The organism is Shinella sp. CPCC 101442, assembly GCF_024704725.1.
In the GTDB taxonomy this organism is placed as follows: domain Bacteria; phylum Pseudomonadota; class Alphaproteobacteria; order Rhizobiales; family Rhizobiaceae; genus Shinella.
Genome location: NZ_JALIQS010000002.1, coordinates 726978 through 753310, shown reverse-complemented (window position 1 = coordinate 753310; position 26333 = coordinate 726978). Strand labels below are relative to the sequence as shown.

Here is a 26333-nt window from a genome sequence, read left to right as displayed (position 1 = left end):
CGTCGGATTGTCAGATCAAAGCTGCTCGATCATCGCGGCGGCGCCGGAGACGGTCGCCTGGCCGGGGCTCTCCTCGACGTTCAGCGTCTTCACCACGCCGTCCTCGACGAGCATGGAATAGCGCTTGGATCGGACGCCGAGCGTGCCGGCCGACAGATCGACATCCATGCCCAGCGCCTTGGTGAACGCGGCGTCCCAGTCGGCCAGGAAGCGCAGCTTGCCGGCACCGCCGGTGGAGTTGGCCCAGGCGCCCATGACGTGATGGTCGTTGACGGCGACGACTGCGATATCGTCGACGCCTTTGCCGAGGATCGCGTCGCGGTTTTCCAGGTAGCCCGGCAGGTGGTTCAGCGAGCAGGTCGGGGTGAAAGCACCGGGCACGGCGAAGAGCACGACGCGCTTGCCTTTGAACAGGTCCTCCGTCGAAACCTCGGCGGGACCATCCGGCGTGCGCTCCTTCAGCTTGAGGTCGGGCAGCTTGTCTCCAACGGCAATGGTCACGGCGTCTCTCCTGTCAGATGAATGGTCTTTGGCGGGCGGCCATGAAGGGCCGGGGAGGGGACTATAGGCGACGGTCACTCGATGGCAAGCGGGCTTTCCATGGTCCTGTCGCCCGCCCGCACCGTTAGCTGGATCGTGGTCGTGGCGAGATCGAAAACCTTCGGTTTGTGCAGCACCGGCACCTCGGCCACATATGTCTCGCCCTCGCGCCGAACGGGACCGGCCGCACCGAATTCGAAGGTCGATGTGCCCGAAAGGAAAACGTCCGGCAGCGCACCACCCATCGGCGCCTCGAAGCGCACGGAGATGCTCTTGCCATCGGCGGACCATGCCCCGGACAGCGGCTTGAAGCCATCGCCCGCGCCATGCGGCAGCGTCGCGTCGGCGTCCGAGATCGCCATCTCCTCCAGCGGATTGGCGAAGTTTTCCGCGCTCGCATCCGTCGTCAGTTCGGCCTGCACGGGAATGCAGATGTCCTTGCAGACACCGAGAAAGACCGTGGCGGTGATCGGACCGCCCTCTGGCCTGGCGAGCGTCAGCGGCAGGCGCACGGATGCGTCGTAGCCGATATAATGGCTCGTCTCGTCGCCAAGGCGTTTTGGCGCGGGAAAGCCGATCGACTTCAACTCCGCGCCTTTGACGGCAATCGACGGCGGAATGCCGCTGCCGCCGGGATCGCGCCAGTAGGTTTTCCAGCCGTCGTGCAGGCGGATGTCGAGCATGGCGCGCACCGTACCGTCGGAAGCCGCCGGCAGCGCGACGAGACGCACATCGCCGCCCGGCGTCTCGACCCAGGACGAGGTCGCCGCAATGGCGGGGGAACAGGCGAAAAGCAGCGCGAAGGCGGCGGTTTCCAAGCGTTTCATACCCAAACATCTAGCGCCGCGCGGGGCCGCTTTCCAGTGACAAACGCCTGGGCGGTCATCATAAATGCTTGATCGGGCGTGAACGATCCATAGCGTGTCTGTGAGGGCTGGCATGCCGCGCCGGCCAAAAGAAAGCTTTTCATTTGGCGGCGAATTGGTAGGCTACCCGCATCATGGCTATCTCGGTTCTGAAAAACAAACGAGAACGTGGCTTCCTTGACGGTCAGTTCCTGATCGCCATGCCGGGGATGGCCGATGCCAATTTCGCCCGAACGGTCGTCTATATCTGTGCCCATTCCGCTGACGGCGCGATGGGGTTCGTGATCAACCGGCCGCAGCAATTGAGCTTTTCAGAAGTGCTGCTGCATCTCGATCTTGTCGGCGAGGACGAGGTGATCCGCCTGCCGGGCTCCACGTTAGACTTTCCCATCCGCTGCGGCGGCCCCGTGGAAAGCGGTCGCGGTTTCGTCTTGCATTCGGACGACTATCTGTCGGAATCCTCCATCCCCGTCAGCGACGACATCTGCATGACCGCGACGCTCGACATCGTGCGCGCCATTTCACGCGGGCGCGGGCCGCAGCGCGGCCTGATGATGCTCGGTTATGCCGGCTGGGGCGCCGGGCAGGTCGAAAACGAGATCGGCAACAATGGCTGGCTGAGTTGCCCCGCGCAGGAAGAGCTGATTTTCGACACCAATCTCGACAGCAAGTACGAGCGTGCGCTCGGGCTCATGGGCATCACACCCGCCATGCTGTCCACCGAAGCCGGCCACGCCTGACGTCGACAGGTTTCCATTTCTTCGGAACTTGTACGGTTCTGCGCCGTTGTGTCGCCGCGTGAAGAGCACGCGAGGACACAACAGGAGTACGATGGTGGGTAGCACGAGCGACAAGATCAAGGGCACCGCGAACGAACTCGCCGGCAAGGCCAAGCAGGCCGCCGGCAAAGCGACGGACAATCCCAAGCTGCGCGCCGAAGGCGCTGGCCAGGAAGCCAAGGGCAAGACCCAGAAGGCTGTCGGTAAGGCCAAGGATGCCGTCAAGGGCGCGATCGACCGTCTTTGACGGCTGACGGCGGGCCTCGCCCGCGCCGCCTGCGACAGCGATTGAACAATACCCGTATCGTCTTCGGACGGTGCGGGTATTTTGCACGGGTGATCCTGCCCGAATGGGGACGCCATGAAACTGTTCACCTGCAACACCTGCGGACAGACCATCCATTTCGACAACAGCCTGTGCATGCGCTGCGGCTCCTCGCTCGGTTTCCTCGCAGAGGACGTGACGCTGCACGCGCTGGTGCCGGAAGGCGAGGGGTTTTGGAAAATCGCACCGAATGAAGGCCTCTACCGGTATTGCGACAATGCGGCGCTGGACGTCTGCAATTGGCTGCTGCCCGCAGACAGCCCGCACGCCTTCTGCCCCGCCTGCCGGCACAACCGCATCGTGCCGACGACGGATCCACATGGGCTGGAGCGTTGGCGGCGCATCGGGCTGGCGCAGCGCCATCTGTTCTACTCCATCCTGCGCTGGCGCCTACCGCATCCTACCCGCGAGGAGGACCCCGATGGCGGTCTCGTCTTCGATTTCCTGGCGGACGAACTGGATGCCAACGGCAATGTCGTCAATGCCGCGATGACCGGCCACGAAGCAGGCCTTATCAGCCTGCGCGCCGCCGAAGCCGACGACGAGGTACGCGAGAGCGTGCGCGTCTCGATGGGGGAACCCTACCGCTCGCTGCTTGGCCACTTCCGTCATGAGATCGGCCATTTCTACTGGTCGCAACTGGTTCGCGACGACGCGACGCTCGAGGAGGCGCGCCGCCTCTTCGGCGACGAGCGCGCGGACTATGCCACCGCCCTCCAGCGCAACTATGAGCAAGGCCCGCCCGCCGACTGGTCGTTGAATTTCATCAGCACCTATGCGAGCGCCCATCCGGCGGAGGATTTCGCCGAGTGCTGGGCGCATTTCTTCCATATCGCCGATACCCTTGAAACCGCCCGCGCCTTCGGCCTCAACACGGATCCGAAGGGTCACGAGGAGCTGGAAGCCGAAGTGACCTTCGATCCCTATCGCGCGCCCGATGCCGGCCGCCTCGTCGAAGCCTGGATTCCGCTCTCCGTCGCGCTGAATGCCATCCAGCGCTCCATGGGCCAGCCCGACAGCTACCCGTTCGTGCTGCCGCCTGCGGTGGTGGAGAAGCTCAGTTTCATCAATCGGTTGATTCATCTTTGAGCGCGTCGCGCACTGCTGTATAATGGGGCGTGGCGTTCTTCGCCCGCATCTCGCCCGCGAGCGCCATGACATGCCGGATACCGGCAGAAGGCCAGCGGAAGGCATCTCTTCTGCCGGGTTTACCCGGCGAAAGGTGGTGCGTCATGTTACGCTGTGTGACTCTTAGCCTTGTGACTGCCGTCATGTTGGCGGCAGCGATGACGGCCTATCCCGAAACGGTTCTCGCTCAAACGCAGCACAATTGCGCCAGTCGCGATGCCGTCACGCGTTTCCTGAATACCCTGCACGCCGAGCATCTCTCGGCCGTCGGTCTCGTCAACCCGCAGACCGTGGCCGAAATCTACGTCTCGGAACAGGGCACCTGGACTATCGTGGTGACGAACGTGGCAGGCGTCAGCTGTCTCGTGCTATCGGGCCAGGACTGGCAGAACGTTGCGAAGCCGGAAGCCAAGGCAGACAATATCTCGCGTTAACGCCGCTCCCCGTTGGTGAGAGGCGTTACGCCCGTTTCATCAGCGGAAACCGCTCCTTCAAGAGCCGCTGTACCGAATCGTAGCCGATCGGCGGGCCGAAGAGGTAGCTCTGGCCGAACTCGCAACCCATGTTGCCGAGTTCGATTGCATCTTCCTCGGACTCGATGCCCTCGGCCACCACCTGCATCTCCAGTTCCCGCGCCATGGAAATGACCGAGCGGAGCAGCACCGTGCGCTTGTCCGAACCGTCGCGCACCAGCGCCTTGTCGATCTTGATCGTATCGAAGGGGAAGCGGGTGAGATAGGCGAGTGAGGAGTGGCCCGTGCCGAAATCGTCGAGCGCGAGGCCGAGCCCGATATCCTTCAGTTTGGCGAGGATGAGGCGGGCCTGTTCGGGGTTCTCCATGACGATGGATTCGGTGAGTTCCAGCTTCAGCTTCTCAGGCGCGCACCGCGTCTTGGCGAGGGCGGCGCGCACATCGTTGTAAAGCTCGTTGTTGAGCAGCTGGGCGCTCGAAAGATTGACCGAGACGAAGATCGGCAGGTCGCCGGTTTGCAGCTGCCAATCCATCAGGTCGCTCGCCGCCTTGTCGAAGGCGAAGAGGCCGAGCTGGTTGATGAGATCGGAGGCTTCGGCGATCGGAATGAACTCGGCGGGGGAAATGTTGCCGCGCTTGGGATGATCCCAGCGCATCAGCGCCTCGAAGCCGGCGATCTCAGCATCCTTGAGACGCACGATCGGCTGATAGACGAGTGACAGTTCCTTGCGTTCGATGGCGCGGCGCAGGTCCGTCTCGATCTGCAGGCGATCGGCGCCGAAGGTGCGGAAGGCGGGACGGAACGGTTCGACGCGGTTGCCGCCGGCCTTTTTCGCCCGGTACATGGCCAGTTCCGCGTCGTTCAACAGGCCCGGAGCGTCCTCCTGCTGATCGACCCAGGAAACCAGGCCGATGGAGGCGGTGAGAATGATCTCGCGACCGCCGAAATTGATCGGCACCATGATCGCCTTGCTGACGGCATCGGCAAAATCGGCGACCTTGGCCGGGTCGCGCTCGGACATCAGGATCAGGCCGAACTGGTCGCCGGAGAGACGCGCCAAGGTGTCCTGCGGCTTCAGCAGGCGGCGCAGGCGGCGGGTGAGCGCGATCAGGATATTGTCGCCGGCGGCGATGCCGAGCGCATCGTTGACCTGCTTGTAGCGGTCGATATCGATGGTCAGCACCGTCGGGCGCACATTGTCGGAACTGCCTGTCAGCGACAGGATCGACTGGAGCCGGTCGAGGAAGACCTGGCGGTTCGGCAGGCCGGTGAGGTTGTCGTGCAGGGCATCCTGCAGCAGCCGGTCGACGGAATTGCGCTGCTCGGTGATGTCGATGATCGTGCCGACGCAGCGGATGATTTCGCCGTTGGCGCCCAGCACGGGGCGGGCGCGGATGGAGAGCCAATGATAGTGGCCATCCTCGGCGCGCACGCGGAACTGATGGTTGAGCCGGCCCTTGCGGTGTTCGAGCAGCACGTCGAGCGTGGCGCGGAACCGATCGCGATCATCGGGATGCAGGCGCGGCAGCCAGTTGCGCGCCGGCCCGTGCATGACGCCGGGCGCGAGGCCGAGCTGGATGGAAATGTCGGGAATGGTGACGACCCGGTCGCGCGCCACGTCCCAGTCCCAGACAGTATCGCCCGAGCCTGTCAGGGCCAGCGACTGGCGTTCGAGATCGGAGAACAGGCCCTGGCTGTAGGCGCCGCCGGCAAAGGCGTGCTGCATCACCGTGAAGCCGATGAGCAGCACGATCAGCACGAGGCCGCCGCCAAGGGCGGGCTGGATGATATCGTTGTTGAGCTGACCCGTCACCGTCAGCCAGGCGCCGAATAGCCAGACGAGGGTCAGCGCCCAGGCGGGCACGAGAAGGATGGCGCGGTCGTAGCGGTTGAAGCCGAGATAGGCGATGAGCACGATGCCGACCGTGCCGGTCAGGGCAAAGGACAGGCGGGCAATGCCGGCGGCGATCGGCGGATCGTAGATCGCCACGCCGAAAAGCAGGCCGAGGCCCAGAATCCAGGCGAGCGTCGCATAGGAAAGATGCGCGTGCCAGCGATTGAGGTTGAGATAGGTGAAGAGGAAGACCACGAGGCCCGCCGCCAGGAACACCTCCGTCCCGGCGCGCCATATTCGTTCATCCCCGGCCGTGATGCTGATGAGTTTCGACAGGAAGCCGAAATCCACGCAGATATAGCCGAGTACGGCCCAGGCGAGCGCCGCCGTCGCCGGCAGCATGGAGGTGCCCTTCACCACGAAAAGGATGGTGAGAAACACCGCGAGCAGGCCCGCAATGCCGAGCACGATGCCACGGTAGAGCGTGAAGGCGTTGACCGTATCCTTGTAGGCGTCGGGCTCCCAGAGATAGATCTGCGGCAGGTCGGGGGTGGCGAGTTCCGCAACGAAGGTGACGACCGTGCCGGGGTTGAGCGTGATGCGGAAGACGTCCGCCTCCTCGCTCTGCTGACGGTCGAGCGCAAAACCTTCGCTCGGCGTGATCGAGATGATGCGCTTGGCGCCGAGGTCCGGCCAGAACAGTTTCGACTGCACGAGGCGGAAGTGGGGTGCGACGATCAGGCGGTCGATCTGCTCTTCCGAGACATTGGCGAGCGCGAAGACGGCCCAGTCGCCCTGGTGGTCCTCCGAGGTGGCGCGCACCTCGATGCGGCGCACGATACCGTCCGTGCCGGGCGCGGTGGACACCTGGAAGGCCTCGCCGCGGCCCGTATAGATCTCGGTGGTGGCCGTGAGGTCCAGCGCCGTGTCGTCACGGGAAATCTTGACGGGCTCGACGGCCAGCGCGCGGCCCGTCAGCATGCCGACAAGGAGCATCGTTGTCAGGAGGATGAGGGCGAGCAACCGGCTGGCACGCAGCGTTTGCGGCACGAATGAAGACGTCATTGAAAGCGCATTGTCCTTAGGTACTGCCCAGTCCTGTCGCGCCCGGATGTTCCAGCTGTCGTCTCGGTGTTTCGCTGGATTTGCTCACGACGGCCTGTCGGCTGCCAGAAGCGAAAACATCACGTGGTCGCGCCACTCCCCGTTTATCTTCAGATACTCCCGAAGGTAGCCTTCCTGCCGAAAGCCGGCCTTTTCAAGGAGACGGATGCTTCTTGTGTTGTCTGGAATACAGGCTGCCTCGATACGGTGCAACTGAAGGCTCGAAAAGATATAGGGTATGGCCAGTTTCAGGGCGCCGAACATGTGCCCGTGGCCGGCATGACGTTCGCCCATCCAGTAGCCGATCATGCAGCATTGCGCCGCGCCGCGCCTGATATAGCCGACGGTGAGACCGCCGAGCAGCGTCTTTTCGGCCCGTTCGAAGACGAGCAGCGGCACGGCCTGGCCGGATGAAAATTCCTGTTCATTTCTGAGAACGCGCGCCCGGAAGGAACTTTCCGTCAACTCGTCGCTGCGCCAGGTCGGCTCCCAGGGTTCGAGGAACCGCCGGCTTTCGGAGCGGAGCTGATACCATTGCCTGTAGTCGTGGAAGCGCGGAAGGCGAAGCAGATGCCGGTCGCTGACGAGTTCCACAGTGTCGGGCTGCCGGGACAGAAACCGAAAAACCGACCGTGTCATCCATTCCTCCGCCCGGTTCGCCCAAAAGCGCATCTTTGCATGAGAGTATTCCGAGAGGCGCGATGGCGTCAAATGGGATGGTGGAGGCGGACGGGTCGTTGCTTTGCGCCAGATGCGGTCATGCCTGCGGATACCGCCGCATTTCGGTCGGCGGCCTGAGATTGGGGTGACGGTGGCCTGACGGGGAAGTATCCTGTAAAAATCTTCGCTGTGTCGGCGGTAGAAGCACGAGAGAATTTGTATGGAAGCTGGTCGGATCATCCTGCTGAATGGCACATCCAGTTCAGGGAAATCGACATTGGCAAAGGCGCTGCGGACGGCGCTGCCCGAGCCGTTCTGCTATTATGCGTCCGACCAGCTGGCCGATGCGGGATTTCGCACGATCAAGCGTGATGCACGTCGGCATGGTTTTGAGCGTGCCCGGTTTTTCGATGGATTTCACCGCTCCATCTTATCTTTTGCCGAAGCTGGCAATGACCTGCTCGTCGAACATATCGTGGAGGAAGAGAGCTGGGCTGAAAGCCTGCACCGCTTGCTGGCACCGCTGGATGTGTTCTGGGTAGGGGTGCATGCGCCGGTCGCGGAACTGGAGCGGAGAGAACTGCAACGCAGCGATCGAAGGGTCGGCGAGGCGGTCTTTCACCTGAAGACCCATGACTATTGCACCTACGACCTGACGGTGGATACCAGCGAGCCGGAAGATGTCACTGTCGAAAGGATTGTGACGGCGTGGCGCAATCGAACCCGCCGGCCGCTTGAAGCGTGACACGCCAGACGTCGGTCGCCTCGACCGCAAAGTGGGAGGGCCGCCGCTGCATCGCCATCCCTATGATGGGTCTCTATTGTCCGGCAGGGTGAGCGCCATTCATCGTGGGTGACACAGGCTGGTGGCCGTGGCGGCCGGTTGTGTCCGGACCGGCCAATGCCGCACAAATTCGTCAATCTCGGTCCGGGACGGCTGGAGACGACGGATATCCACGTCACCGACGTCTTCGTGCAGGACGACCTGGAATAGTCTGGCAGGCAGCCACTATCGCGCGAAAATGGTCTGGTTTTGGTGCTATGCAAAAGCCGCATGCCTGCGGTGTAAGCATATGCATTTTCTTTGAGCAAGGGGTCGACTATCTATTGATCAACGCAAGAGAAACACACCAAGCAAATCCAAAGGACCTGACCCATGAACATCTTCGCAAAGCTCAAGAAGAATGCCGCTGAACGCCGCGCCGTCCGTGAACTCGGCGCCCTCGATGACCGCGCCCTGCAGGACCTCGGCATCTCCCGCTCGAACATCCAGGCTGCCGTCAAGGGCATGGTCGTTTTCGGCTGATACGGCTCCGGGGCAAGCGCCCCGCGCTACGAGGGATGACATCGGCGCGCCCGATGCGGCAGCGCCAGCCCGGTCATCCCTGATACCCGTCGGGATCCTCCTCCCAGATCCCGACCAAGCAACCCGCCGCAAGGCGGGTTTTGTTTTTTGAGTGGAACATGTGCGTCTTTGTCGACGCACTCTCGTCCCGCTGCTATCACGCACGCTTGGATTTCGGAAAAGCGCTATCGTGAAAAACGTTCTCTTCATATGCAGCCAGAACAGGCTCCGCAGCCCGACCGCCGAACAGGTTTTCGCCGATTGGCCGGGGATCGAGACGTCGTCGGCCGGCACGAACAATGACGCGGAAAACCCGCTGTCGTCGGAAGAGATCGAATGGGCTGATATCGTGTTTGTGATGGAGAAAGCCCATCGCAGCAAGATACAGGCCGGATACCGCTCGTCCCTCAAGGGCAAGCGGCTGATCTGTCTGGATATTCCCGATGACTACGCTTTCATGGACCCGGCACTCGTCGAACTGCTGAAGGTGAAGGTGCCTCCGCATCTTTGAACCGGCCTGCCGGAGAACCGGGATTTCCCGCCTGACGGCCGAAGGTCGGCCGCCAGGGCGATGGGCAGCTCAGCTCGCCGCGCGATCGATGGTGCCGCGCGACAGCGAGCGTGCAATGTCGCCGGTGGAAACGAGGTGTTCCAGCGGACCGATGGCGGAGATCGTCGGCACCGTGTCGAAGAACAGGCGACCGGCGAGGTCGGTCAGGCGCTCGATGGTGATGCCCTGCAGGCGCTCCATCAGCTCCTCGTTGGGGATCGGGCGGCCGTAGAGCATCATCTGGCGGGCGATCTGGCCGGCACGGGCGGCAGGGCTTTCCTGGCCCATCAGAAGCTGCGCGCGGATTTGCGCGCGGGCGCGCTCGATTTCCTGCTGGTGGATGGTTTCCGACGACTTCTTCAGTTCATCGAAGATGACAGGCATCAGTTCCGGCAGGTTCTCGCCGCCGGTTGCGGCATGGATGCCGAAAATGCCGGTATCGGAAAAGCCCCAGTGGAAAGCGTAGATCGAGTAGCACAGGCCGCGATGCTCGCGCACTTCCTGGAAGAGGCGCGAGGACATGCCGCCGCCGAGGATGTTGGCGAGGATCTGCGAACAGTAGAAATCGCGCGCGTGATAGGCCTTGCCCTCGAAGCCGAGCAGAACCTGCGCATCCATCAGGTCGCGCGTCTCGCGAATGTCGCCGCCGGTGTAGCGGGCGGGCTCGAACACGGGCGAGATTTTCGGCGCGGTCGGCAATGTCGAAAAGCGGTCCTCGACCTGGCGGACGAATTCGTCGTGGTTCACGGCGCCGGCCGCCACGACGAACATGCGGTCCGTCGTGTAGTTGCGATCGAGATAGCTGCGGATTTCGCCGGGCGAGAAGGACAGCACCGAATCCGGCGTGCCGAGGATGGCGCGGCCGATGATCTGCTCGCGATAGGCGACTTCGGAGAACTTGTCGAAGACCACGTCGTCGGGCGTGTCGTTTGCAGCGCCGATCTCCTGCAGGATGACGTGCTTTTCGCGCCTAAGCTCTTCGTCGTCGAAGACGGATTCCGTCAGGATGTCGGCGAGGATGTCGACGGCGAGCGGGACATGGTCCTTCAGCACGCGGGCGTAGTAGGAGGTGGTTTCCGTCGAGGTGGCGGCGTTGACTTCGCCGCCGACATTTTCGATTTCCTCGGCGATCTGGCGGGCGGAGCGGCGCTCGGTGCCCTTGAAGGCCATGTGTTCGAGAAGGTGGGCGATGCCGTGCTCGTCCGCGGTTTCGTTTCGCGACCCCGACTTGATCCATACGCCGAGAGCGACGCTCTCGAGATGGGGCATGTTTTCGGTCACCACGGTCAACCCGGACGGAAGCCGGGTGCACTCAACTTTCATCATGCGCACTTTCTGCGTTTTCAGCCTTTCCGTCGCCCGCGGGAAACCGGAAAGGCCCTCCCTGTAAACACGCAATGCCGGGCGCGAACCGCTCCCGGCGTCGCCCTAGACCCGGATTCGCGAGTGGTCGCCGATGAAGGCTTCCACGACGTCGAGCTCAGCGCTCAGGACGTCAAACCGCTCCTCCCTTTGCATGAGGTCAGCAAGCCACGGCGGAAGCGCCGGGTCAATACCGCACGCCGATTTTACTGCGGCGGGGAATTTTGCCGGATGCGCGGTGGCGAGCGTCACCATCGGAGCGCCTGGCTTCTCGTGCTTTGCGGCAACGAAGACGCCGATCGCCGAATGCGGATCGAGCAGGTAGCCCGTGTCGGCAAGCGTCGTCTTGATGGTCTTGGCGACCTCTTTTTCCGTGGCGCGGCCGGCCCGGAATTTTTTCCGGATCGCTTTCAGCGCCTTGTCCTCGATCTCGAAGGCGCCCGATTGCTTGAGGCTTTCCATCGCGCGGCGCACCGCACCCGCATCGCGGTCATAGGCTTCGAACAGCAGGCGCTCGAAGTTCGAGGAGATCTGGATGTCCATCGAGGGCGAGGTGGTGGCCTTCACGCCCTTCATCTCGTAACGGCCGGTCTTCATCGTGCGGGCGAGGATGTCGTTCTCGTTGGTGGCGATGACCAGCTTGTCGATCGGCAGGCCCATGCGCTTGGCGGCGTAGCCGGCGAAGATATCGCCGAAATTGCCCGTCGGCACGGTGAAGGAGATTTTCCGGTCGGGGCCGCCCAGCGCCACCGCCGTCGTGAAGTAATAGACGATCTGGGCCATGATGCGCGCCCAGTTGATCGAGTTGACGCCCGAAAGCTTCATGCCGTCGCGGAACTTCGTGTCGTTGAACATCGCCTTCACGAGGTTCTGGCAGTCGTCGAAATTGCCCTTGATGGCGAGCGCGTGGACGTTCTTTTCCCTGGAGGTCGTCATCTGGCGCTGCTGCACCGGCGAGACCTTGCCCTCGGGGAAGAGGATGAAGATATCGGTGCGCTCGCGACCGGCAAAGGCGTCGATGGCGGCACCGCCCGTATCGCCCGAGGTGGCGCCGACGATGGTGGCGCGTTCGCCGCGTACGGCCAGCGCATGGTCCATCAGGCGGGCGAGCAACTGCATCGCGACGTCCTTGAAGGCGAGCGTCGTGCCGTGGAACAGCTCCACGACGAACGAATTCGGGCCGATCTGCACGAGCGGCGCGATCGCCGGATGACGGAACGTGGCATAGGCCTCGTCGATCATCGCGCGGAACTTGTCGGCCGGAATGTCACCCTCGACGAAGGGCGAGAGAACGGTGAAGGCGATCTCCTCGTAGGATTTTCCGCGCAACGCCCGGATGTCCTTCTTCGAGAAGGTCGGCCATTCGCGCGGCACATAGAGGCCGCCATCGCGGGCAAGCCCCGCCAGAAGCGCATCGGAGAAGCCGAGGGAAGGGGCCTCGCCCCGCGTCGAAACATAATCCACGTTCACAGGTCCTTGGAATGGTTGGGGGCTGTGGAGAAAATCCTCCACCGGTCGTTCGGTCGCTGTGCTGCCATCGTCCTTCCGACCTTACCCGAAAGGCCACGCTTGCCGCAGGTCTCTTTGCGGCAGATCGTGGCAATGCCTTTGCGTACTGCCCGTTCGAAAACGAGCCTTTCCGAAATTCTGCGGGCGGGTTCATTCGACAATCGATTTTTCGCCGCGTCGCTGCTATAGACCATCGCCTAGGGTCGTGAAAAGGCCCGTAAAACGAGTTCCGAAAGGCTTGGCGCCGGGGGCGGGGCCTGATCGCAGGGGTAAAAGTAACGTGTTTGCAATGACGATCCGCCGCTTTCTCGGCATCTCCCTTCTCGCCATCGTTGCCGGCTGCAACCAGACGGACAAGCCCGCCGATCTCGGCGTCTCCAGCGATACATCGGGCACCGGCACGCAGCCGGCCGTCCAGCAGACGCAGGGCGCCGTCGTGCAGGGCGCGTGCCCGCAGGTCTATCTGCGCGACGGCACGGCCGTGCTGCGCCGCTTTGCCAAGGGCGCCAAGGACGACCCGTCGAAACTGCTCTATCAGGTGACGCTTGCCGAAACGACGCGCCGTTGCGTGATCAACGAAAGCCAGCTCGTCATGACGGTGATGGTGCAGGGCCGCATCGTCGTCGGCCCGGCCGGCACTGCCGGCGGCACGGTCAATGTGCCGATCCGCGTCGCCGCCGCCGATGGCAACAACACGCTCTTTTCCGATCTCGTGCAGTTCCCGGTCAACATTCCGGCCGAGGGTACGGCGCAGTTCGTCTTCACCAAGGACAATGTCGCCATTCCCGGCGGCTCGGGTGGCTTCGTGCGCGCTTTTGTCGGTTTCGACGAGGGCCCGTACAACACGAAGTAACCGGCTTCACCCATTCAGCGAAAAGGCCGCGGAAGATAGCTTCCGCGGCCTTTTCGTTTTGCGTGCATGAAAATTCAGATCGCTTCCTGCCATTCCGCAAGCGCTGCGATGACCTCGGGCAGTTCGCTCATGCGCGAGATCACGGTCTCGGCGCCGGCTTCCGTCAACCGGTCGGCATGGGAGGGATAGGTGTGCGAGGCGCCGGTGAAGCCGACGACGCGCATGCCGGCGGCCCGGGCACCGGCAATGCCATGCACCGAATCCTCGATGACCAGCGTGCGGGCGGGATCGGCCTTGAACTGCTTTGCGCCGTGCAGGAAGATATCCGGCTTCGGCTTGACGCGGTCCGGGCCGAGATCCTTGGCGGAATAGATATGCGGGGCGAAGACCTGCTTGAGGCCGACCTTCGAGAGCATCATGTCGAGGCGGTGCGACGCCGAGTTGGAGCAGATGCAGTAGGGCTTGCGGATGCGCGACAGCATCGACTTGACGCCGTCGATGATCTTCACCTCGGCGGCGAGGCGCGCATCGAGCAGCTTTTCCGACTTGTCGAGCAGCGAGGCCGAGAGCGGAATGGAGGCTTCCCGCTCGATCGTCAGCAGGATGTTCTGCCAGGTCATGCCGGCGAAGCGCTCGCCCATCTCCTCGACGCCGATCGGATAGCCGGCCTCCGTCAGAAGGCGGGATTCCACCTCCGCCGCGATGATTTCCGAATCGACCAGAACGCCGTCGCAGTCGAAAATGATGAGGTCGAAACCGTCCATGTCGTCGTCTTTCCTTTGGGGGGCAGCGATACGCCCGGCAAGCGGGGCTTCCCTACACGAAAGGGCCGGAGGCGACAATTGCCAGATTGGCAGGGCTGGCGTGCTGCGACCCTGTGTTGAGGGAATGCGCAAGGTCGCGTTGCATTTTGCCGCCACGCGCTGTTACCTGAGGAACAGGGGCGTCGTCGCGTGGCCCTATAGTGCAGGGGATTGGTGCAACGGTTCCGTCAGGAGATCGAAATGGCAAGAGATCCGAATGGCAATATCACGGGCACGAGCGGCAATGACATGCTGTGGGGCACGGCGCGCGTCCTGGGTGACGGAACCTACGACAATCATGTGGATTCCGACAGCGCGTTCCAAGAGGGCGCGATCCGCGGCTACGGCGGCAACGACACCATTTTCGGCGACATCTACCAGGACCCGACGGAAACCACGGAAGGCGATGTCGCCTATGGCGGCGATGGCGATGACCGTATCTTCGGCGATACGGGCACCGACGAACCGAACTGGCAGTACAACTCGCACGGCGGCTCCGATACGCTCTATGGCGGAAACGGCGCCGACAAGATCTACGGGCAGGGTGGTCATGACCAGCTCTATGGCGATGCCGGCAACGACCTACTGGTTGGCGGTATCGGTGGCGACAGCCTCCATGGCGGTTCCGGAAACGATATCCTCTGGGCGGATATCAAGGACAAGACATACGCCGCGCAGTCGATGAACCATCTCTACGGCGGCACGGGCGATGACCGCCTCCATGGCGGGGAGGGTATCGACGAACTCTATGGCGAGGCCGGCTCGGATACCTTGCGCGGCGGCGGCGGGGACGACGACATGGCCGGCGGTGATGGCTCCGATATCCTCTTTGGCGGTGCCGGCGACGACATCCTTGACGGGGCCGATCTCGGCGCGCAGGCCGACGGCAAGGATTACCTCTACGGCGGGGCCGGCGATGACCGCATGACCGGTGGCGCGGGCAACGACTATCTTTCCGGCGGCGCGGGAAACGACAGCATGGAGGGCGGTGTCGGCAACGACACCCTGAATGGCGGCACGGGTGCCGACACATTCGACTGCGGCGCCGGCAACGATACCTACGTCATCGACAACAGGAACGATGCTTTCCGCTTCGACTATGCCGATTCCGGCACGGACAGGGTGGAGGCCTCCGTCAGCTGGCGCCTTGGTGATTCCCAGGAGAACCTCACGCTGACCGGCAGCGGTTCGATCAGTGGCACGGGCAATGCCGGCGGCAACGTCATGCGCGGCAACGGAGTGGCGAACGTGCTGAGCGGCAAGGACGGAAACGACACCATTTCCGGTGGCGGTGGCCAGGACACGATCAATGGCGGCCGTGGCGCCGACGATCTCTTTGGCGGTGCTGCCAGGGACACCTTCGTCTTCAGGTCGATCAAGGACTCGACCGTGGCATCGAGCGGCCGGGATACGATCCACGACTTCACCAGCGCCGATCGCATCGACCTCTCCGTCATCGACGCCAACACCAAGGTCGCCGGCAACCAGGCCTTCACCTTCGTCGCCGCCGAGGGCGATTTTACCGGCAAGGCCGGGCAGTTGATCTACGACAGGCGAGCCTCGGATACTTATGTCTCCGGCGACGTGAACGGCGACGGGAAGGCGGATTTCACCATCCATCTCGACGATGCCTTCACCATGCAGAAAGGCTATTTCCTCCTGTAGCCCGATATCGTGTTGCGGAAAATCCAGGGCGGCTCTCGGGCCGCCCCTTGTCGTGCTTTACGGAAACAACGCCATGAAACGACGCTCGCCCTCGGGCGTGAAGCGGATGGCGCGGCTGTCGGGCTCACGCTTGGCCCAGCCATCGGCGATGAAGCGGGTCAGCAGCGCCTCGCCGAGAGAGCCCGCAAGATGCGAGCGCCGTTCGCTCCAGTCGAGGCAGGTGCGGCAGACCGGCCGGCGCTGGGCCTTGAGGGCCGACACGTCGATGTCGAGGGCGGCAATGCGGGCCTCGCCGCGCTCCGTCAGGTCGGCCTCCTCGCCATCGAGCGTCACGTCGCCGTCGGCCACCAGCCGGTCCAGCATGCGCACGCCGAAATCGCCGGCCAGGTGGTTGTAGCAGACACGCGCCTTGCGCAAGGCCGGGTCCTTCGGGCCGGGACGGGTGCGCATGAGGCCGCGATTGGCGGCAAAGCCCATGATGTTTTCGAGGAGCAGGCCGACCTCGTCGTCGGCGAGCGCAAAATAGCGGTGCCGTCCCTGTTTGCGCTGGACCAGCAGGCCACCGGTCTCGAGTTTCGACAGGTGGGAGCTGGCCGTCTGCAACGTGATGCCGGCCGCGCCGGCAAGTTCGGTCGCCGTCAACGCCTGGCCGCCCATCAAGGCGGTCAACATGTTGGCGCGGGCGGGATCGCCGATCAGCGCGCCGATCTGGGAAATATCCGGTCCTTCTTTCATAGTTCGATGGTAGCCGAAGCATTCGCGCATGGCAATGTGGGAGAAGGGGGCATCGTGAAAACAAGGAGACGACGATGATCACCTGCTTCATCCGCTACGAAATCGACCCCTTCCGCAGGGATGCCTTCGCCACCTATGCGCAGAACTGGGGCCAGGCAATCCCGCGCTGCGGCGCCGATCTCATCGGCTATTTCGGCCCGCACGAAGGCTCGTCCACCACGGCCTACGGCGTCTACAACATCGAAAGCCTTGCCGCCTACGAGGCCTATCGCGCCCGGCTCGCCATCGATCCGCTCGGGCGGGAGAACTACGACTTCGCGCGCAAGGAGCGCTTCATCCTGAAGGAGGACCGCATCTTCCTGAAGAACGTTTCCCTGCCGCATGCGCCGGGGATTGCACCATGATCGCCGTCATCTTCGAAGTGGTGCCGGCACCCGGCCGCATGGACCTCTATCTCGACACCGCAAGGGACCTGCGCCCGCTTCTCGACGATATCGACGGCTTCCGTTCCATCGAGCGCTTCCGCAGCCTCACCGATCCGACGCGCCTGCTCTCGCTCTCCTTCTGGCGCGACGAGACGGCGGTGAAGGCATGGCGGACGACGGAAGAGCACCGCGCCGCCCAGGCGCTCGGCCGCGGCGGCGTGTTCGACGCCTATCGGCTGCGCATCGCGAATGTCGTGAGGGATTATGGGTTGAATGACCGCGACGAGGCGCCGGAAGACAGCCGGAGTTTTCACGCGGCGTGAGGAAACGGCCCGCCTGTAGCGCGGGCCGTTCCAGCGGGTTTTACTGCACCGTGATTTCCGAACGCTCCCCGGCCTTGACCGTCGCCTTGCCTTCCTTCGGTGCCGTGTCGCCCTCGTATTTGACGCGCACCACATAGTCACCGGGCGGCAGCGTGTCCTGCCATTCGACGCCGAAGTTGTTGGACATGGATTTCTGGTTGCCCTGGATGTCCTTCGTGGCGCTGAGGATTTCGATGAAGTTTGCGCCGGGCGCGCTGATAGCCAGTACGCCGGCATTGAGGTTGACGACGACCTCCTTCATTTCGCCGGCCTTGAGGCTGATTGGAACCTCGCCGGTTGCCGAGCCGAGCTTCGCCGTCAGCACGAGATCGCCGGTCGGCACGTCGAGCTTCGTGCCGGTGCCGTAGCTATAGGTGACGCTCTTGCGTGTGCCGTCGATGCTCTTCTTGGCCTCGACGACTTCGAAGAACACATTGCCGGAATCAACCTCTGGCCCGCCTTCCGCATAGACGGCCTTGTTGAGCACGATGCCGGAGCCGATGACGAGATCGCGCTCGACCGTTTCACCAGCCTTCACCGAAAACGTCTCGGACGTCTTGGAGGGGCCGATGGCACCGTTCACCTTCACCTCGCCGGCGGAGGCATAGAATTTCGCTAAGCCGTAGTAGGTCGTGGAGTAATCGCCGAAAGCGATTTCGACAGATGCGTTGCCATCGGCTTCGGCATCCTGCGGCGTGCGCTTCGGTGTGACGACGACCAGGCCGGCATCGAAGTTGACGAAGGGTTTTGCGACCTCGCCCTCTTTGACCTCGAAGGGGATTTCGCGCTTGATCGAACTCTGCAGCGTGGCCACGGCAACATACTTGCCCGCCGGGTAGTTGCCGGAATATTTGCCCTTGTACTGGGTCTCCACGGTGTCGCCGGCCGGTGCGCCATTCGCATCCGCCCTGTAGATCTGCCAGAAGACGTTGTCGTTGTCGCCAAGCGAAGGGCCCCCCTCGGAGAGCACGCTGTCCAGCTCTGTGTTGAACTCGATCGCCGGCGTGGGTTCCGGTTCGGCCACCGCCACCTCTTCCTGCTTGGGCTTGGCCATCGGCGCTTCCGCTACTGTCTCCGTCAGCGCAGCGACGAGTTGCGCGGCGTCGGTGGCCTGGAAATATTTGCCGCCGGTATTTTCGGCAAGGCAGGCGACCTGCTTGCCTTCCTCTTCCGTCAGGCCGAAGCCGACGACGTGGGTGGTGAAGTCGACCCCCTTGCTCTCCAGCGCCGAGGCCAGTGCGCAAGGGTCCGCCTCGCAGGTTTCGAGACCGTCGGTGACGAGAACGACCGTCGCCTTGTCCTCGGTGTATTTCAGGATATCCGCCGCCTGCTGGACGGACTGGGTGATCGGCGTCTTGCCCTTCGGGTTGAGACTGTTGACGAAGGCGGTGATCGCGTTTTCCGTACCGGCGCCGGGCGGCACGGCAAGCTCGATATCGCTGCACGACCCCTTCTCGCGGTGGCCGTAGACCATCAGGCCGAGTTCGGTGCCCACCGGCACGGATTTCAGCACGGTGCCCAGCGTCTCGCGGGCGATGTCGATCTTGGCGCGCCCGTCTATCTGTCCCCACATGGAACCGGAGGCATCGAGCACGATCATCGTCTTGTCGGCGGCAATCGTCTGTGTGGCGGCAAGAAGCCCCGCCAGAAGCAGGAAGGCGGCTTTCAGTCGCAAGGCTTTTCCTCCTCGGTTTCGCGGAAAACCCGGCCGTTCCCGTCGGCAAGGCCAAAACAGTCTCCATCGGGAAACGTGCGGGAGAGGGCGGATATTCGCGGCCGCGAAGTTTGCCTGGAAGGGCCGCACCGCTGCAGCCCGGCCATCAAGGCCCGTGCCGGTCAGACGATCTGGAACTGGGTGTGCTCAGGCACGAAGCTCCACGGCTTTTCCTCTTCTTCCAGATAGGTGGTGACCGTTGCGAAATGCACGATGGTCCCGCCCGCCTTGCTGCCGTTGCTGTCATAGGTCAGCCAGCCGTTCATGTAGTTGTAGATGATCCGGTCGCTGGCGGAGGTGGCTTCGCTGATCGAGTTGATCGACAGCGCCTCTTCCGACAGGGTGCCGACGGGGCCGAGCTTCGTGAAGATGTCGTGATCGAGCAGGATGATGTCCTTGGCGACTTCATCTTCACCGTCCACGTAGAAGAATCTCATGTCCGTCAGCGTGTCTGTTCCGGCGGAGGAAAAGCGCGTGTTGAACAGGAATTCGTCGATCCCGTTATTGCCGGACAGGATGTCGTTGCCTTCGCCGCCGATGACGCGATCATTGCCGTAGCCGCCGATCAGCGTATCGTAACCTTTGCCGCCGGAAAGGGTGTTGTCGGCGTCGTCGCCTTTCAGGGTGTCGCCGAACTTCGACCCGGTGATGTTCTCGATCGACCTGTAGCTGTCCCCATAGGCATCGCCGCTATTGTACTGCGGCGATCCCAGCTGGGCCGTCACCCCTCTGCCGGCGGTCTCATAGGAAGCCGTATCTTTTCCCGCCCCGCCGTCCAGCCTGTCGACACCGGCGGCGCCGATCAGCGTATCGTTGCCGTCGCCACCCTTGAGGGTGTCGTCGCCGTTCTCGCCATCGAGCCGGTCGTTGCCACCACCACCGGAAATGCTGTCGTTTCCATCGCCGCCCCGCAGGTCGTTCCCCGCGCTGCTGCCGATCAGCTTGTCGTTGAAGCTCGATCCCCTGATCGTTTCGATCGAGATATAGGTGTCGCCCTTGGCGTCGCCGGTATTCTTGGTGAGCGCGCCGAGATTGACGGTGAGAGCCTTCGCCGCCGTCGAATAGGATGCGATGTCTTGTCCATCGCCGCCATTCAGCCTGTCGGCGCCGGCGCCGCCGGTCAGGACGTTGTCGCCTTTATCGCCGGTCAGGGTGTCGGCGAAGGCCGAGCCCGTCAGGTTCTCGATCGAATGGTAGCTGTCGCCCTTGGCGTCGCCCGTGTTCTTGGACGGCGAGGTGAGGTTTGCAATCACGGCCTTGGCGGCATTCTCATAGGATGCCGTGTCGGATCCCGCCCCACCGTCGAGCCTGTCCGCACCACGACCGCCGACAAGGATGTTGCCGCGGGATGTCCCGATCAACGTGTCGTTGAAGCGGCTGCCGACAGCGTTTTCGATCGAGGAATAGGTGTCGCCCTTGGCGACGCCGGTGTTTTTGGAGGCTGCGACAAGATTGACCAGAACGGCCGCCGTCGCGGTGCCATAGGCAACCGTGTCATTGCCTGCGCCTCCGATAAGGCGGTCGTCGCCCGCACCGCCGTCGAACCAGTCGTCGCCGCCGCCGCCGTCAAGGACATTGGCGCCGTTGTTACCGGTCAGTCTGTCGGCAAAATCCGAGCCGACGAGATTTTCGATTGCGGTATAGCTGTCTCCTTTCGCGTCGCCGCGGTTTCCGGAGGGTGCCATCAGGCTGGCCGTCACGCCGGAAAGGGCGTTGAAATAGGACGCTGTGTCGTTTCCGTTGCCGCCGTCGAGCTTGTCGCTGCCCGCGCCGCCCGTCAGGACGTTGTTCTTGCCGTCACCGATCAACACGTCCGCAAACCGGCTACCGGTCAGGTTCTCGATCGAGATGTACTTGTCTCCCTTCGCATCCCCGGTGTTCTTGGAAGGGGAAGCGAGGCTGGCGGTCACCTTTGTGCTTGCCAGGGTGTAGGCGGCCGTATCGGAGCTTTCGCCCCAGACAGGCTTGCCCCCGAGAAGCACATCCCCGATCAGCGTGTCCGCTCCGGCTCCGCCTTCGAGCGTGTTTGCGCTGTTGTAGCCGACGAGCCTGTCGTTGAAGCGCGACCCGATCAGGCCCTCGACGGAGATGTGAAGATCGCCGGTGGCCTCGCCCGTGTTGTAGTCGAAATTGGTGAGATCAACCGTCACCGCCTTGGTCGCGTTGCGGTAGGATGCGAAGTCGTAACCGTCTTCGCCATCCATGGTATCGGCTCCGGTGCCGCCTTCGAGGATGTCGCCGCCGTCATACCCGCTCAGTTTATCGTCGCCGCTGCCGCCGATCAGGGTGTCGTTGCCATTGCCGCCCTGGAGCTCGTCCTTGCCGCTACCGCCGTCCAGAATGTCGTTGCCGCCGTCGCCGCCGCTGTTGATGAAGTCATCGCCTGCGCCGCCCCTCAGGACGTCGTTATTGTTGGGTGCGATGCCCTCGCTGTAGCCTTCCGTCAGATCGTCCCAGATCGTCTCGACAAAGGCGCCCTCGATATGGTCGTTGCCGTCGCCGCCATCGATGGTGTCGCTGCCGCTGCCACCGGCGAGATAGTCGTTGCCGGCACCGCCGGTGATCGTGTCATTGCCGAATTCGCCGGCGATGCGATCATCGCCGTCTCCACCGTCGAGGATATCGTCGAGGCCTTTGACGTGAGGCGCGAGGCCAAGCTGGGTGTTGAGAAAGCCCTCGTCCCCTATGATCAGGTCGTCGCCGTCTCCGCCCTTGATCGTGTCCTGGCCCGAACCGCCCTTGATTTTGTCGGTTCCGCTTCCGCCGAAGATGGTGTCTTGTCCCGTGTCGCCGTAGAGATTGTCGTCACCGGTGCCCCCATCGATCGTGTCGCTGCCGTTACCGCCTGCAACATAATCGTCGTCGCCGCCGCCTTTCAGGATGTCGTTGCCGCTTCCGCCGAAGAGCTGGTCGCTATGGTCGCCGCCATCGATCGTGTCGTCGCCGGAGCCGCCGAGGAGAGTGTCCCTCCATATCCCGCCAAAAATCCTGTCATTGCCGGCACCGCCATCGATCCTGTCGTCGCCGCCGAGTCCATAGAGGTCATCATCGCCGCCCCAACCGTAAATGAAGTCGTTGGCATCGGTGCCTTCGATGATGTCGCGAATGGATTTGCCTTCGAAGGTGGCCATGCCGGTTTCCTATGGTCAGGAGAGTGCTGTGAGACGATGTCCGTCAGGGAACTTGATATCCTGTTCTGCACAGAGCCACAGCCCTCCAATTGGGGGTGATGGCTGCGTTTTTTGTCGGGACGATGGGATGCGGCGCGACCTTGTACGGAATGTAACATTCGCAAAAATAAGACGAATTTCGCTCGCTCTTCAGTCTTTGGTAACCATCTTCGGTAACCATAAGCACCATCAAGTTCCGTTCCGAGTCAGCGTATCAGCGAGTATCACATGCCATCTGTTCTTTCGCTTGCAGACGTCTCCCGTTCGCCCCGCAAGAGCGGTTGGCTCGATACGATCATCAAGGGCGATTGCGTTGCCGCGCTCGAAGCGCTTCCCGACCAGTCCGTCGATGTCATCTTCGCCGATCCGCCGTACAATCTCCAGCTCGGCGGCGCGCTGCACCGTCCCGATCAGTCGCTGGTCGATGCCTGCGACGACGAGTGGGACCAGTTCGCCTCCTTCGAAGCCTACGATGCCTTTACCCGCGCCTGGCTGCTCGCCTGCCGCCGCGTGCTGAAGCCGTCGGGCACGATCTGGGTCATCGGCTCCTACCACAACATCTTTCGCGTCGGCGCGACCTTGCAGGATCTCAATTTCTGGATCCTCAACGACATCGTCTGGCGCAAGACCAACCCGATGCCGAACTTCAAGGGCCGCCGCTTCCAGAACGCGCATGAGACGATGATCTGGGCGACGCGTGACCCGAAGGCCAAGGGCTATACGTTCAACTACGATGCCATGAAGGCGGCCAATGACGACGTGCAGATGCGCTCGGACTGGCTGTTCCCGATCTGCAGCGGCGGTGAGCGCCTGAAGGGCGAGGACGGCAAGAAGGTCCATCCGACGCAGAAGCCGGAAGCGTTGCTCGCCCGTATCCTGATGGCGTCCTCCAAGCCCGGCGACGTGGTGCTCGATCCGTTCTTCGGCTCCGGCACGACCGGTGCTGTGGCCAAGCGCCTCGGCCGCCATTTTGTCGGCATCGAGCGCGAGCAGGCCTATATCGATGCCGCCCGCGAGCGCATCGATGCGGTCGAACCGCTCGGCAGCGGAACGCTTTCCGTGATGACCGGCAAGAAGGCCGAACCGCGCGTCGCCTTCAACACGCTGATCGAGAGCGGCCTGATCGCACCCGGCACGGTGCTGACGGACGCGCGCCGCCGCCACAGCGCCATCGTGCGCGCCGACGGCACGCTCGCCTCGGGCAACGACGCCGGCTCAATCCACCGCGTCGGCGCCAAGGTGCAGGGGCTCGATGCCTGCAACGGCTGGACCTTCTGGCACTATGCCGAAGGCGCCGCGCTGAAGCCGATCGACGATCTGCGCGCCGTCGTGCGCGCCGGAATGGCCGGTATCGAATAGGCCGGCGACGCCCACATACCCGTTCCTCCAGCTGCGGCCTCCGGTGTTCCCTGCACCGGGGGCTGTGGCTGTTTTGGAAGGGGCGGACGCCCATGCCTTTCGACACGCGGCTCCCAAACTTCCACGCATCCGATTCAGGTGATGTTAACCATCAGGCGCTTACTGTGATCCAGCAAATACATCAGGCCAAGCAACGGAAATCGTTGTGAAAAGCCATGGCCGATCAACCGGCCCGGCAGGCAGGATATCGCTTTTCCGGTTTTTGTACCTTCAGTCCCGGAAATGCGAAAACGCCCGGAGCCCCCAAAGGCTCCGGGCGTTTCGGTTTATCGGTTGCGCCTCCAGGTCAGAGCGCGATGCCGTGCGCTGCCAGATCGCTCTTCAGTTTTTCCGGATCGGTGAACAGGACGGCATTCCAGCCGGCCAGCCGCGCACCCTCGACATTCGCCGGTGCATCGTCGATGAACAGCGTGTGGGCGGGCGAGAGGCCGAAATCGCTTCTGTGTTTTTCGTAGATCGCAAGGTCCGGCTTGATCAGGCCTATTTCGCCCGACACCGTCACGCCGCGCGGCATGTCGAGGAAGGGGAAGAGTTTGCGCGCTTCCTTGAAGGTGTCTGCCGCGAAGTTCGTCAGCATCGTCACGTCGCGGCCTTCCTTGATCAGCGTCTCCATGATCGCGACGCTCTCGACATAGGCATGCGAGACCATTTCGGGCCAGTGTTTGCGGAAGGCGCGGATATGCTCGACCCGGTCGGGATGCGTCTCGATCAGCAACGCCTCGGCATCTTCCCACGTGCGGCCACGGTCCTGCTCCAGGTTCCAGTCGTGCGTGCAGACATTGGTGAAGAACCAGTTGCGCTCGGCATCGTCGGGGATCAGGCGGGCGAAGGGAATATGCGGATCGTAATGGATCAGCACCCGGCCGATGTCGAAAACGATGTGTCGGATTTCGATGCTGGTCATGCTTTCCTCGTCTTTTCGAATGCGTCGGGTATGGCCTGTTTAATTGCCTTCTTCATGACGGTCGGCAGCGCCTCGCCGTCGAGGGTCGCCTTCGGCTGCCACCAGCCGCCGCACGTTTCCATGCCGCGCGGCACCATGGAACGGTAGACGGAGAGGCGCAACTCGAAATGCGTGAAGACATGGGTGACGGTGCCGGAGGGCTGCCAGTCGGCCGGGAAGGGGGCGGCGATCGTTCCCGTCTCGCCGTCCACGCGCGCCGTCCAGGGACTGCCCGGCACCTCCGTCATGCCGCCGAGAAGGCCGCTTTCGATACGCTTGCGCAAGAATACCGCGCCGTCCTCGTCCTCGGCCACGAAGGCGGCGCCCAGGCGCACCGGCTTTTCCTTCTTCGCGGCCTTGCGCGGGAAAAGTTCGGGATCGTCGCGGCCGAGCACGCGACAGTCCGCATTGAGCGGACAGAGCGCGCAGGCCGGCCGGCGCGGCGTGCATATCGTGGCGCCGAGATCCATCATCGCCTGAGCGAAGTCGCCCGGCCGGTCTTCCGGCGTCATCGCCGCCACCAAAGCGCGCATTTCGGGTTTCGCCGCCGGAAGCGGCGTTTCGATGGCATGGAGGCGCGAGATGACGCGCTCGACATTGCCGTCGAGCACGGCGCTCCTGCGGTTGAAGGCGATGGCCGCTATGGCTGCGGCGGTATAGTCGCCGATGCCCGGCAGGGCCTTCAGCCCGTCTTCCGTATCGGGAAAGATGCCGCCATGCTCGAAAGCGACCGCTTCGGCGCATTTCTTGAGATTGCGCGCGCGGGCATAGTAGCCGAGCCCCGCCCAGGATTTCATCACATCCTCGTTGTCGGCCCTTGCGAGGTCCGTGACAGTTGGCCAGCGGGAGGTGAAGAGCGCGAAATAGGATTTCACCGCCTGCACGGTCGTCTGCTGCAGCATGACTTCCGACAGCCAGATGCGATAGGGATCGGGTCTGACCCCGGCCGCCGCCATCGGCGGGCTCACGCGCCAGGGCAGGTCGCGGTGGTGCTTGTCGTACCAGGCGAGGATAAGGTCGGCGGGCGCCATGGTCCGGTGGGCTTGGGTCATGATTTGCCTGAACGGGATCGAAGGGCCTATAACTGGCGGAGTGATCCGCGATCTTCAAGTGCTTCGCGGACAAAACAGGAATATTTTCCCGCCAGGGGTAAAACGTGAACAACAAGGCCCAGAAAAAGCCGTGGCGCGGCATCGTCCAGATCAGCGAAGTGGCAAACGGCCTCATCGATCCGGTGCTGGCCAAGCGCGCCGGCATCAACACGATGCTGCTCGGTTCGTGGGACGAAATCGCCGGTGCGGAATTCGCCGAATGCACCCGGCCGGAGCGCATCGCCTGGCCGCGCCGCGCCTCCGAAATGGCCGGCGAGGGTGGCGGCTACCAGCCGGGCGTGCTGACGATCGCCTGCGAGGGCGCCCGCGCGCTCTTCCTCAGCCATCAGCAGGGCGAGATCATTCAGCGCATCAATGGCTTCTTCGGTTTCCCCGCAGTCAGCCAGATCAAGATCGTGCAGAAGCCCGTGAGCGTCCAGAGCAACCGGCGGCCGAAGCCGCGTCCGCTGACCGGAGCCGCCGCGCAGCATCTCGATCATCTCGTCGAAGGCATCGAGGGCGATGCCCTGAAGGCGGCGCTGAAGCGGCTCGGCACGGCGGTGCTCGGCCGGCGCAAATGAAGGGCAAACGCCTGCCCTCACAACCATCGAACGGTCACAATTCTTTGAAGTTACTAGCCTTAACTCCGCTTGTTCCCGCCCCAAAGCAGGTATAACG

Annotated in this window: 25 protein-coding genes; 13 read left to right on the top strand and 12 right to left on the bottom strand. The window is 63.1% G+C overall.

Annotation, left to right across the window (positions count from 1 at the left end; genetic code table 11):
- Nucleotides 1-15: 15 nt before the first annotated feature.
- The gene (locus MUO32_RS08860; RefSeq protein WP_257947842.1) at nucleotides 16-501 is read right to left on the bottom strand and encodes a peroxiredoxin; all 486 of its coding nucleotides are present in this window, start codon (nucleotides 499-501) and stop codon (nucleotides 16-18) included.
- Nucleotides 502-575: 74 nt separating this feature from the next.
- Entirely contained in the window at nucleotides 576-1367 is a 792-nt protein-coding gene (locus tag MUO32_RS08855) for a protein-disulfide reductase DsbD domain-containing protein (RefSeq protein ID WP_257947841.1), read from the bottom strand.
- A 173-nt stretch (nucleotides 1368-1540) separates the two neighbouring features.
- On the opposite strand from MUO32_RS08855, the gene MUO32_RS08850 reads away from it, so the two are divergent.
- The 4 genes from MUO32_RS08850 to MUO32_RS08835 all read left to right on the top strand — a co-directional run bounded on the left by MUO32_RS08850 (nucleotide 1541) and on the right by MUO32_RS08835 (nucleotide 4072).
- Nucleotides 1541-2146 carry a YqgE/AlgH family protein gene (locus tag MUO32_RS08850; protein ID WP_257947840.1) on the top strand — a complete coding sequence of 202 codons (606 nt, stop codon included), beginning with the start codon at nucleotides 1541-1543 and terminating at the stop codon, nucleotides 2144-2146.
- Between the two features lie 94 nt (nucleotides 2147-2240).
- Entirely contained in the window at nucleotides 2241-2432 is a 192-nt protein-coding gene (locus MUO32_RS08845) for a CsbD family protein (RefSeq protein WP_257947839.1), read from the top strand.
- Nucleotides 2433-2546: 114 nt separating this feature from the next.
- Nucleotides 2547-3599: a putative zinc-binding metallopeptidase gene (locus MUO32_RS08840; RefSeq protein ID WP_257947838.1), complete on the top strand. Its 1053-nt coding sequence runs from the start codon at nucleotides 2547-2549 to the stop codon at nucleotides 3597-3599.
- A gap of 197 nt (nucleotides 3600-3796) precedes the next feature.
- The gene (locus tag MUO32_RS08835) at nucleotides 3797-4072 is read left to right on the top strand and encodes a hypothetical protein (RefSeq protein ID WP_257947837.1); all 276 of its coding nucleotides are present in this window, start codon (nucleotides 3797-3799) and stop codon (nucleotides 4070-4072) included.
- 25 nt (nucleotides 4073-4097) lie between these two features.
- Here the strand turns inward: MUO32_RS08835 and MUO32_RS08830 are convergent, their stop codons facing one another.
- Nucleotides 4098-6941 carry an EAL domain-containing protein gene (locus tag MUO32_RS08830; RefSeq protein WP_257948240.1) on the bottom strand — a complete coding sequence of 948 codons (2844 nt, stop codon included), beginning with the start codon at nucleotides 6939-6941 and terminating at the stop codon, nucleotides 4098-4100.
- Nucleotides 6942-7094: 153 nt separating this feature from the next.
- Nucleotides 7095-7688: a GNAT family N-acetyltransferase gene (locus MUO32_RS08825; protein WP_257947835.1), complete on the bottom strand. Its 594-nt coding sequence runs from the start codon at nucleotides 7686-7688 to the stop codon at nucleotides 7095-7097.
- A gap of 241 nt (nucleotides 7689-7929) precedes the next feature.
- On the opposite strand from MUO32_RS08825, the gene MUO32_RS08820 reads away from it, so the two are divergent.
- From MUO32_RS08820 to MUO32_RS08810, 3 genes are all read left to right on the top strand, one after another.
- Nucleotides 7930-8454 carry a chloramphenicol phosphotransferase CPT family protein gene (locus MUO32_RS08820; RefSeq protein WP_257947834.1) on the top strand — a complete coding sequence of 175 codons (525 nt, stop codon included), beginning with the start codon at nucleotides 7930-7932 and terminating at the stop codon, nucleotides 8452-8454.
- A 411-nt stretch (nucleotides 8455-8865) separates the two neighbouring features.
- Nucleotides 8866-9015: a DUF1127 domain-containing protein gene (locus MUO32_RS08815; protein WP_257947833.1), complete on the top strand. Its 150-nt coding sequence runs from the start codon at nucleotides 8866-8868 to the stop codon at nucleotides 9013-9015.
- 229 nt (nucleotides 9016-9244) lie between these two features.
- On the top strand, nucleotides 9245-9565 hold the full coding sequence (locus MUO32_RS08810) for a low molecular weight protein tyrosine phosphatase family protein (protein ID WP_257947832.1): 321 nt from the start codon (nucleotides 9245-9247) through the stop codon (nucleotides 9563-9565).
- Nucleotides 9566-9634: 69 nt separating this feature from the next.
- Here MUO32_RS08810 and MUO32_RS08805 read toward each other — a convergent pair whose 3' ends face one another.
- Nucleotides 9635-10930, bottom strand: a complete 1296-nt coding sequence (locus tag MUO32_RS08805; protein ID WP_308311273.1) for a pitrilysin family protein — start codon at nucleotides 10928-10930, stop codon at nucleotides 9635-9637.
- Nucleotides 10931-11032: 102 nt separating this feature from the next.
- The gene (gene thrC, locus MUO32_RS08800) at nucleotides 11033-12430 is read right to left on the bottom strand and encodes a threonine synthase (RefSeq protein WP_257947831.1); all 1398 of its coding nucleotides are present in this window, start codon (nucleotides 12428-12430) and stop codon (nucleotides 11033-11035) included.
- A 334-nt stretch (nucleotides 12431-12764) separates the two neighbouring features.
- On the opposite strand from thrC, the gene MUO32_RS08795 reads away from it, so the two are divergent.
- Entirely contained in the window at nucleotides 12765-13328 is a 564-nt protein-coding gene (locus MUO32_RS08795; protein ID WP_257947830.1) for a hypothetical protein, read from the top strand.
- Nucleotides 13329-13402: 74 nt separating this feature from the next.
- Here MUO32_RS08795 and MUO32_RS08790 read toward each other — a convergent pair whose 3' ends face one another.
- The gene (locus MUO32_RS08790; RefSeq protein ID WP_257947829.1) at nucleotides 13403-14092 is read right to left on the bottom strand and encodes an HAD family hydrolase; all 690 of its coding nucleotides are present in this window, start codon (nucleotides 14090-14092) and stop codon (nucleotides 13403-13405) included.
- A gap of 240 nt (nucleotides 14093-14332) precedes the next feature.
- On the opposite strand from MUO32_RS08790, the gene MUO32_RS08785 reads away from it, so the two are divergent.
- Nucleotides 14333-15796, top strand: coding sequence for a calcium-binding protein (locus MUO32_RS08785; protein ID WP_257947828.1), 1464 nt, complete (start codon nucleotides 14333-14335; stop codon nucleotides 15794-15796).
- Between the two features lie 57 nt (nucleotides 15797-15853).
- Here the strand turns inward: MUO32_RS08785 and MUO32_RS08780 are convergent, their stop codons facing one another.
- A complete protein-coding gene (locus tag MUO32_RS08780; RefSeq protein ID WP_257947827.1) occupies nucleotides 15854-16531 on the bottom strand; it encodes a helix-turn-helix transcriptional regulator in 678 nt (225 codons plus the stop codon).
- A 74-nt stretch (nucleotides 16532-16605) separates the two neighbouring features.
- Here MUO32_RS08780 and MUO32_RS08775 point away from each other — a divergent pair, with 74 nt between their 5' ends.
- Together MUO32_RS08775 and MUO32_RS08770 are read left to right on the top strand one after the other, a co-directional pair.
- Nucleotides 16606-16935 (top strand): NIPSNAP family protein, encoded by a 330-nt coding sequence (locus MUO32_RS08775; RefSeq protein WP_257947826.1) that lies wholly within the window; start codon nucleotides 16606-16608, stop codon nucleotides 16933-16935.
- Nucleotides 16932-17279, top strand: coding sequence for an antibiotic biosynthesis monooxygenase (locus tag MUO32_RS08770; protein WP_257947825.1), 348 nt, complete (start codon nucleotides 16932-16934; stop codon nucleotides 17277-17279). The genes MUO32_RS08775 and MUO32_RS08770 overlap by 4 nt, the downstream gene beginning before the upstream one ends.
- Before the next feature lie 40 nt (nucleotides 17280-17319).
- Here the strand turns inward: MUO32_RS08770 and MUO32_RS08765 are convergent, their stop codons facing one another.
- Nucleotides 17320-18993 (bottom strand): VWA domain-containing protein, encoded by a 1674-nt coding sequence (locus MUO32_RS08765; RefSeq protein WP_257947824.1) that lies wholly within the window; start codon nucleotides 18991-18993, stop codon nucleotides 17320-17322.
- A gap of 161 nt (nucleotides 18994-19154) precedes the next feature.
- Entirely contained in the window at nucleotides 19155-22163 is a 3009-nt protein-coding gene (locus MUO32_RS08760; protein ID WP_308311272.1) for a calcium-binding protein, read from the bottom strand.
- Between the two features lie 267 nt (nucleotides 22164-22430).
- Here MUO32_RS08760 and MUO32_RS08755 point away from each other — a divergent pair, with 267 nt between their 5' ends.
- Complete coding sequence (locus MUO32_RS08755; RefSeq protein ID WP_257947823.1) at nucleotides 22431-23561, top strand: site-specific DNA-methyltransferase; 1131 nt, start codon at nucleotides 22431-22433, stop codon at nucleotides 23559-23561.
- A 346-nt stretch (nucleotides 23562-23907) separates the two neighbouring features.
- Here MUO32_RS08755 and MUO32_RS08750 read toward each other — a convergent pair whose 3' ends face one another.
- Nucleotides 23908-24525: an HAD family phosphatase gene (locus tag MUO32_RS08750; protein WP_257947822.1), complete on the bottom strand. Its 618-nt coding sequence runs from the start codon at nucleotides 24523-24525 to the stop codon at nucleotides 23908-23910.
- Nucleotides 24522-25616: an A/G-specific adenine glycosylase gene (mutY, locus tag MUO32_RS08745; protein ID WP_257947821.1), complete on the bottom strand. Its 1095-nt coding sequence runs from the start codon at nucleotides 25614-25616 to the stop codon at nucleotides 24522-24524. Before mutY ends, MUO32_RS08750 begins: the two co-directional genes overlap by 4 nt.
- Nucleotides 25617-25720: 104 nt before the next feature.
- Between mutY and MUO32_RS08740 the strand changes: the two genes are divergently transcribed.
- Nucleotides 25721-26236 carry a DUF721 domain-containing protein gene (locus tag MUO32_RS08740; RefSeq protein ID WP_257947820.1) on the top strand — a complete coding sequence of 172 codons (516 nt, stop codon included), beginning with the start codon at nucleotides 25721-25723 and terminating at the stop codon, nucleotides 26234-26236.
- The last annotated feature ends 97 nt before the right edge of the window (nucleotides 26237-26333 follow it).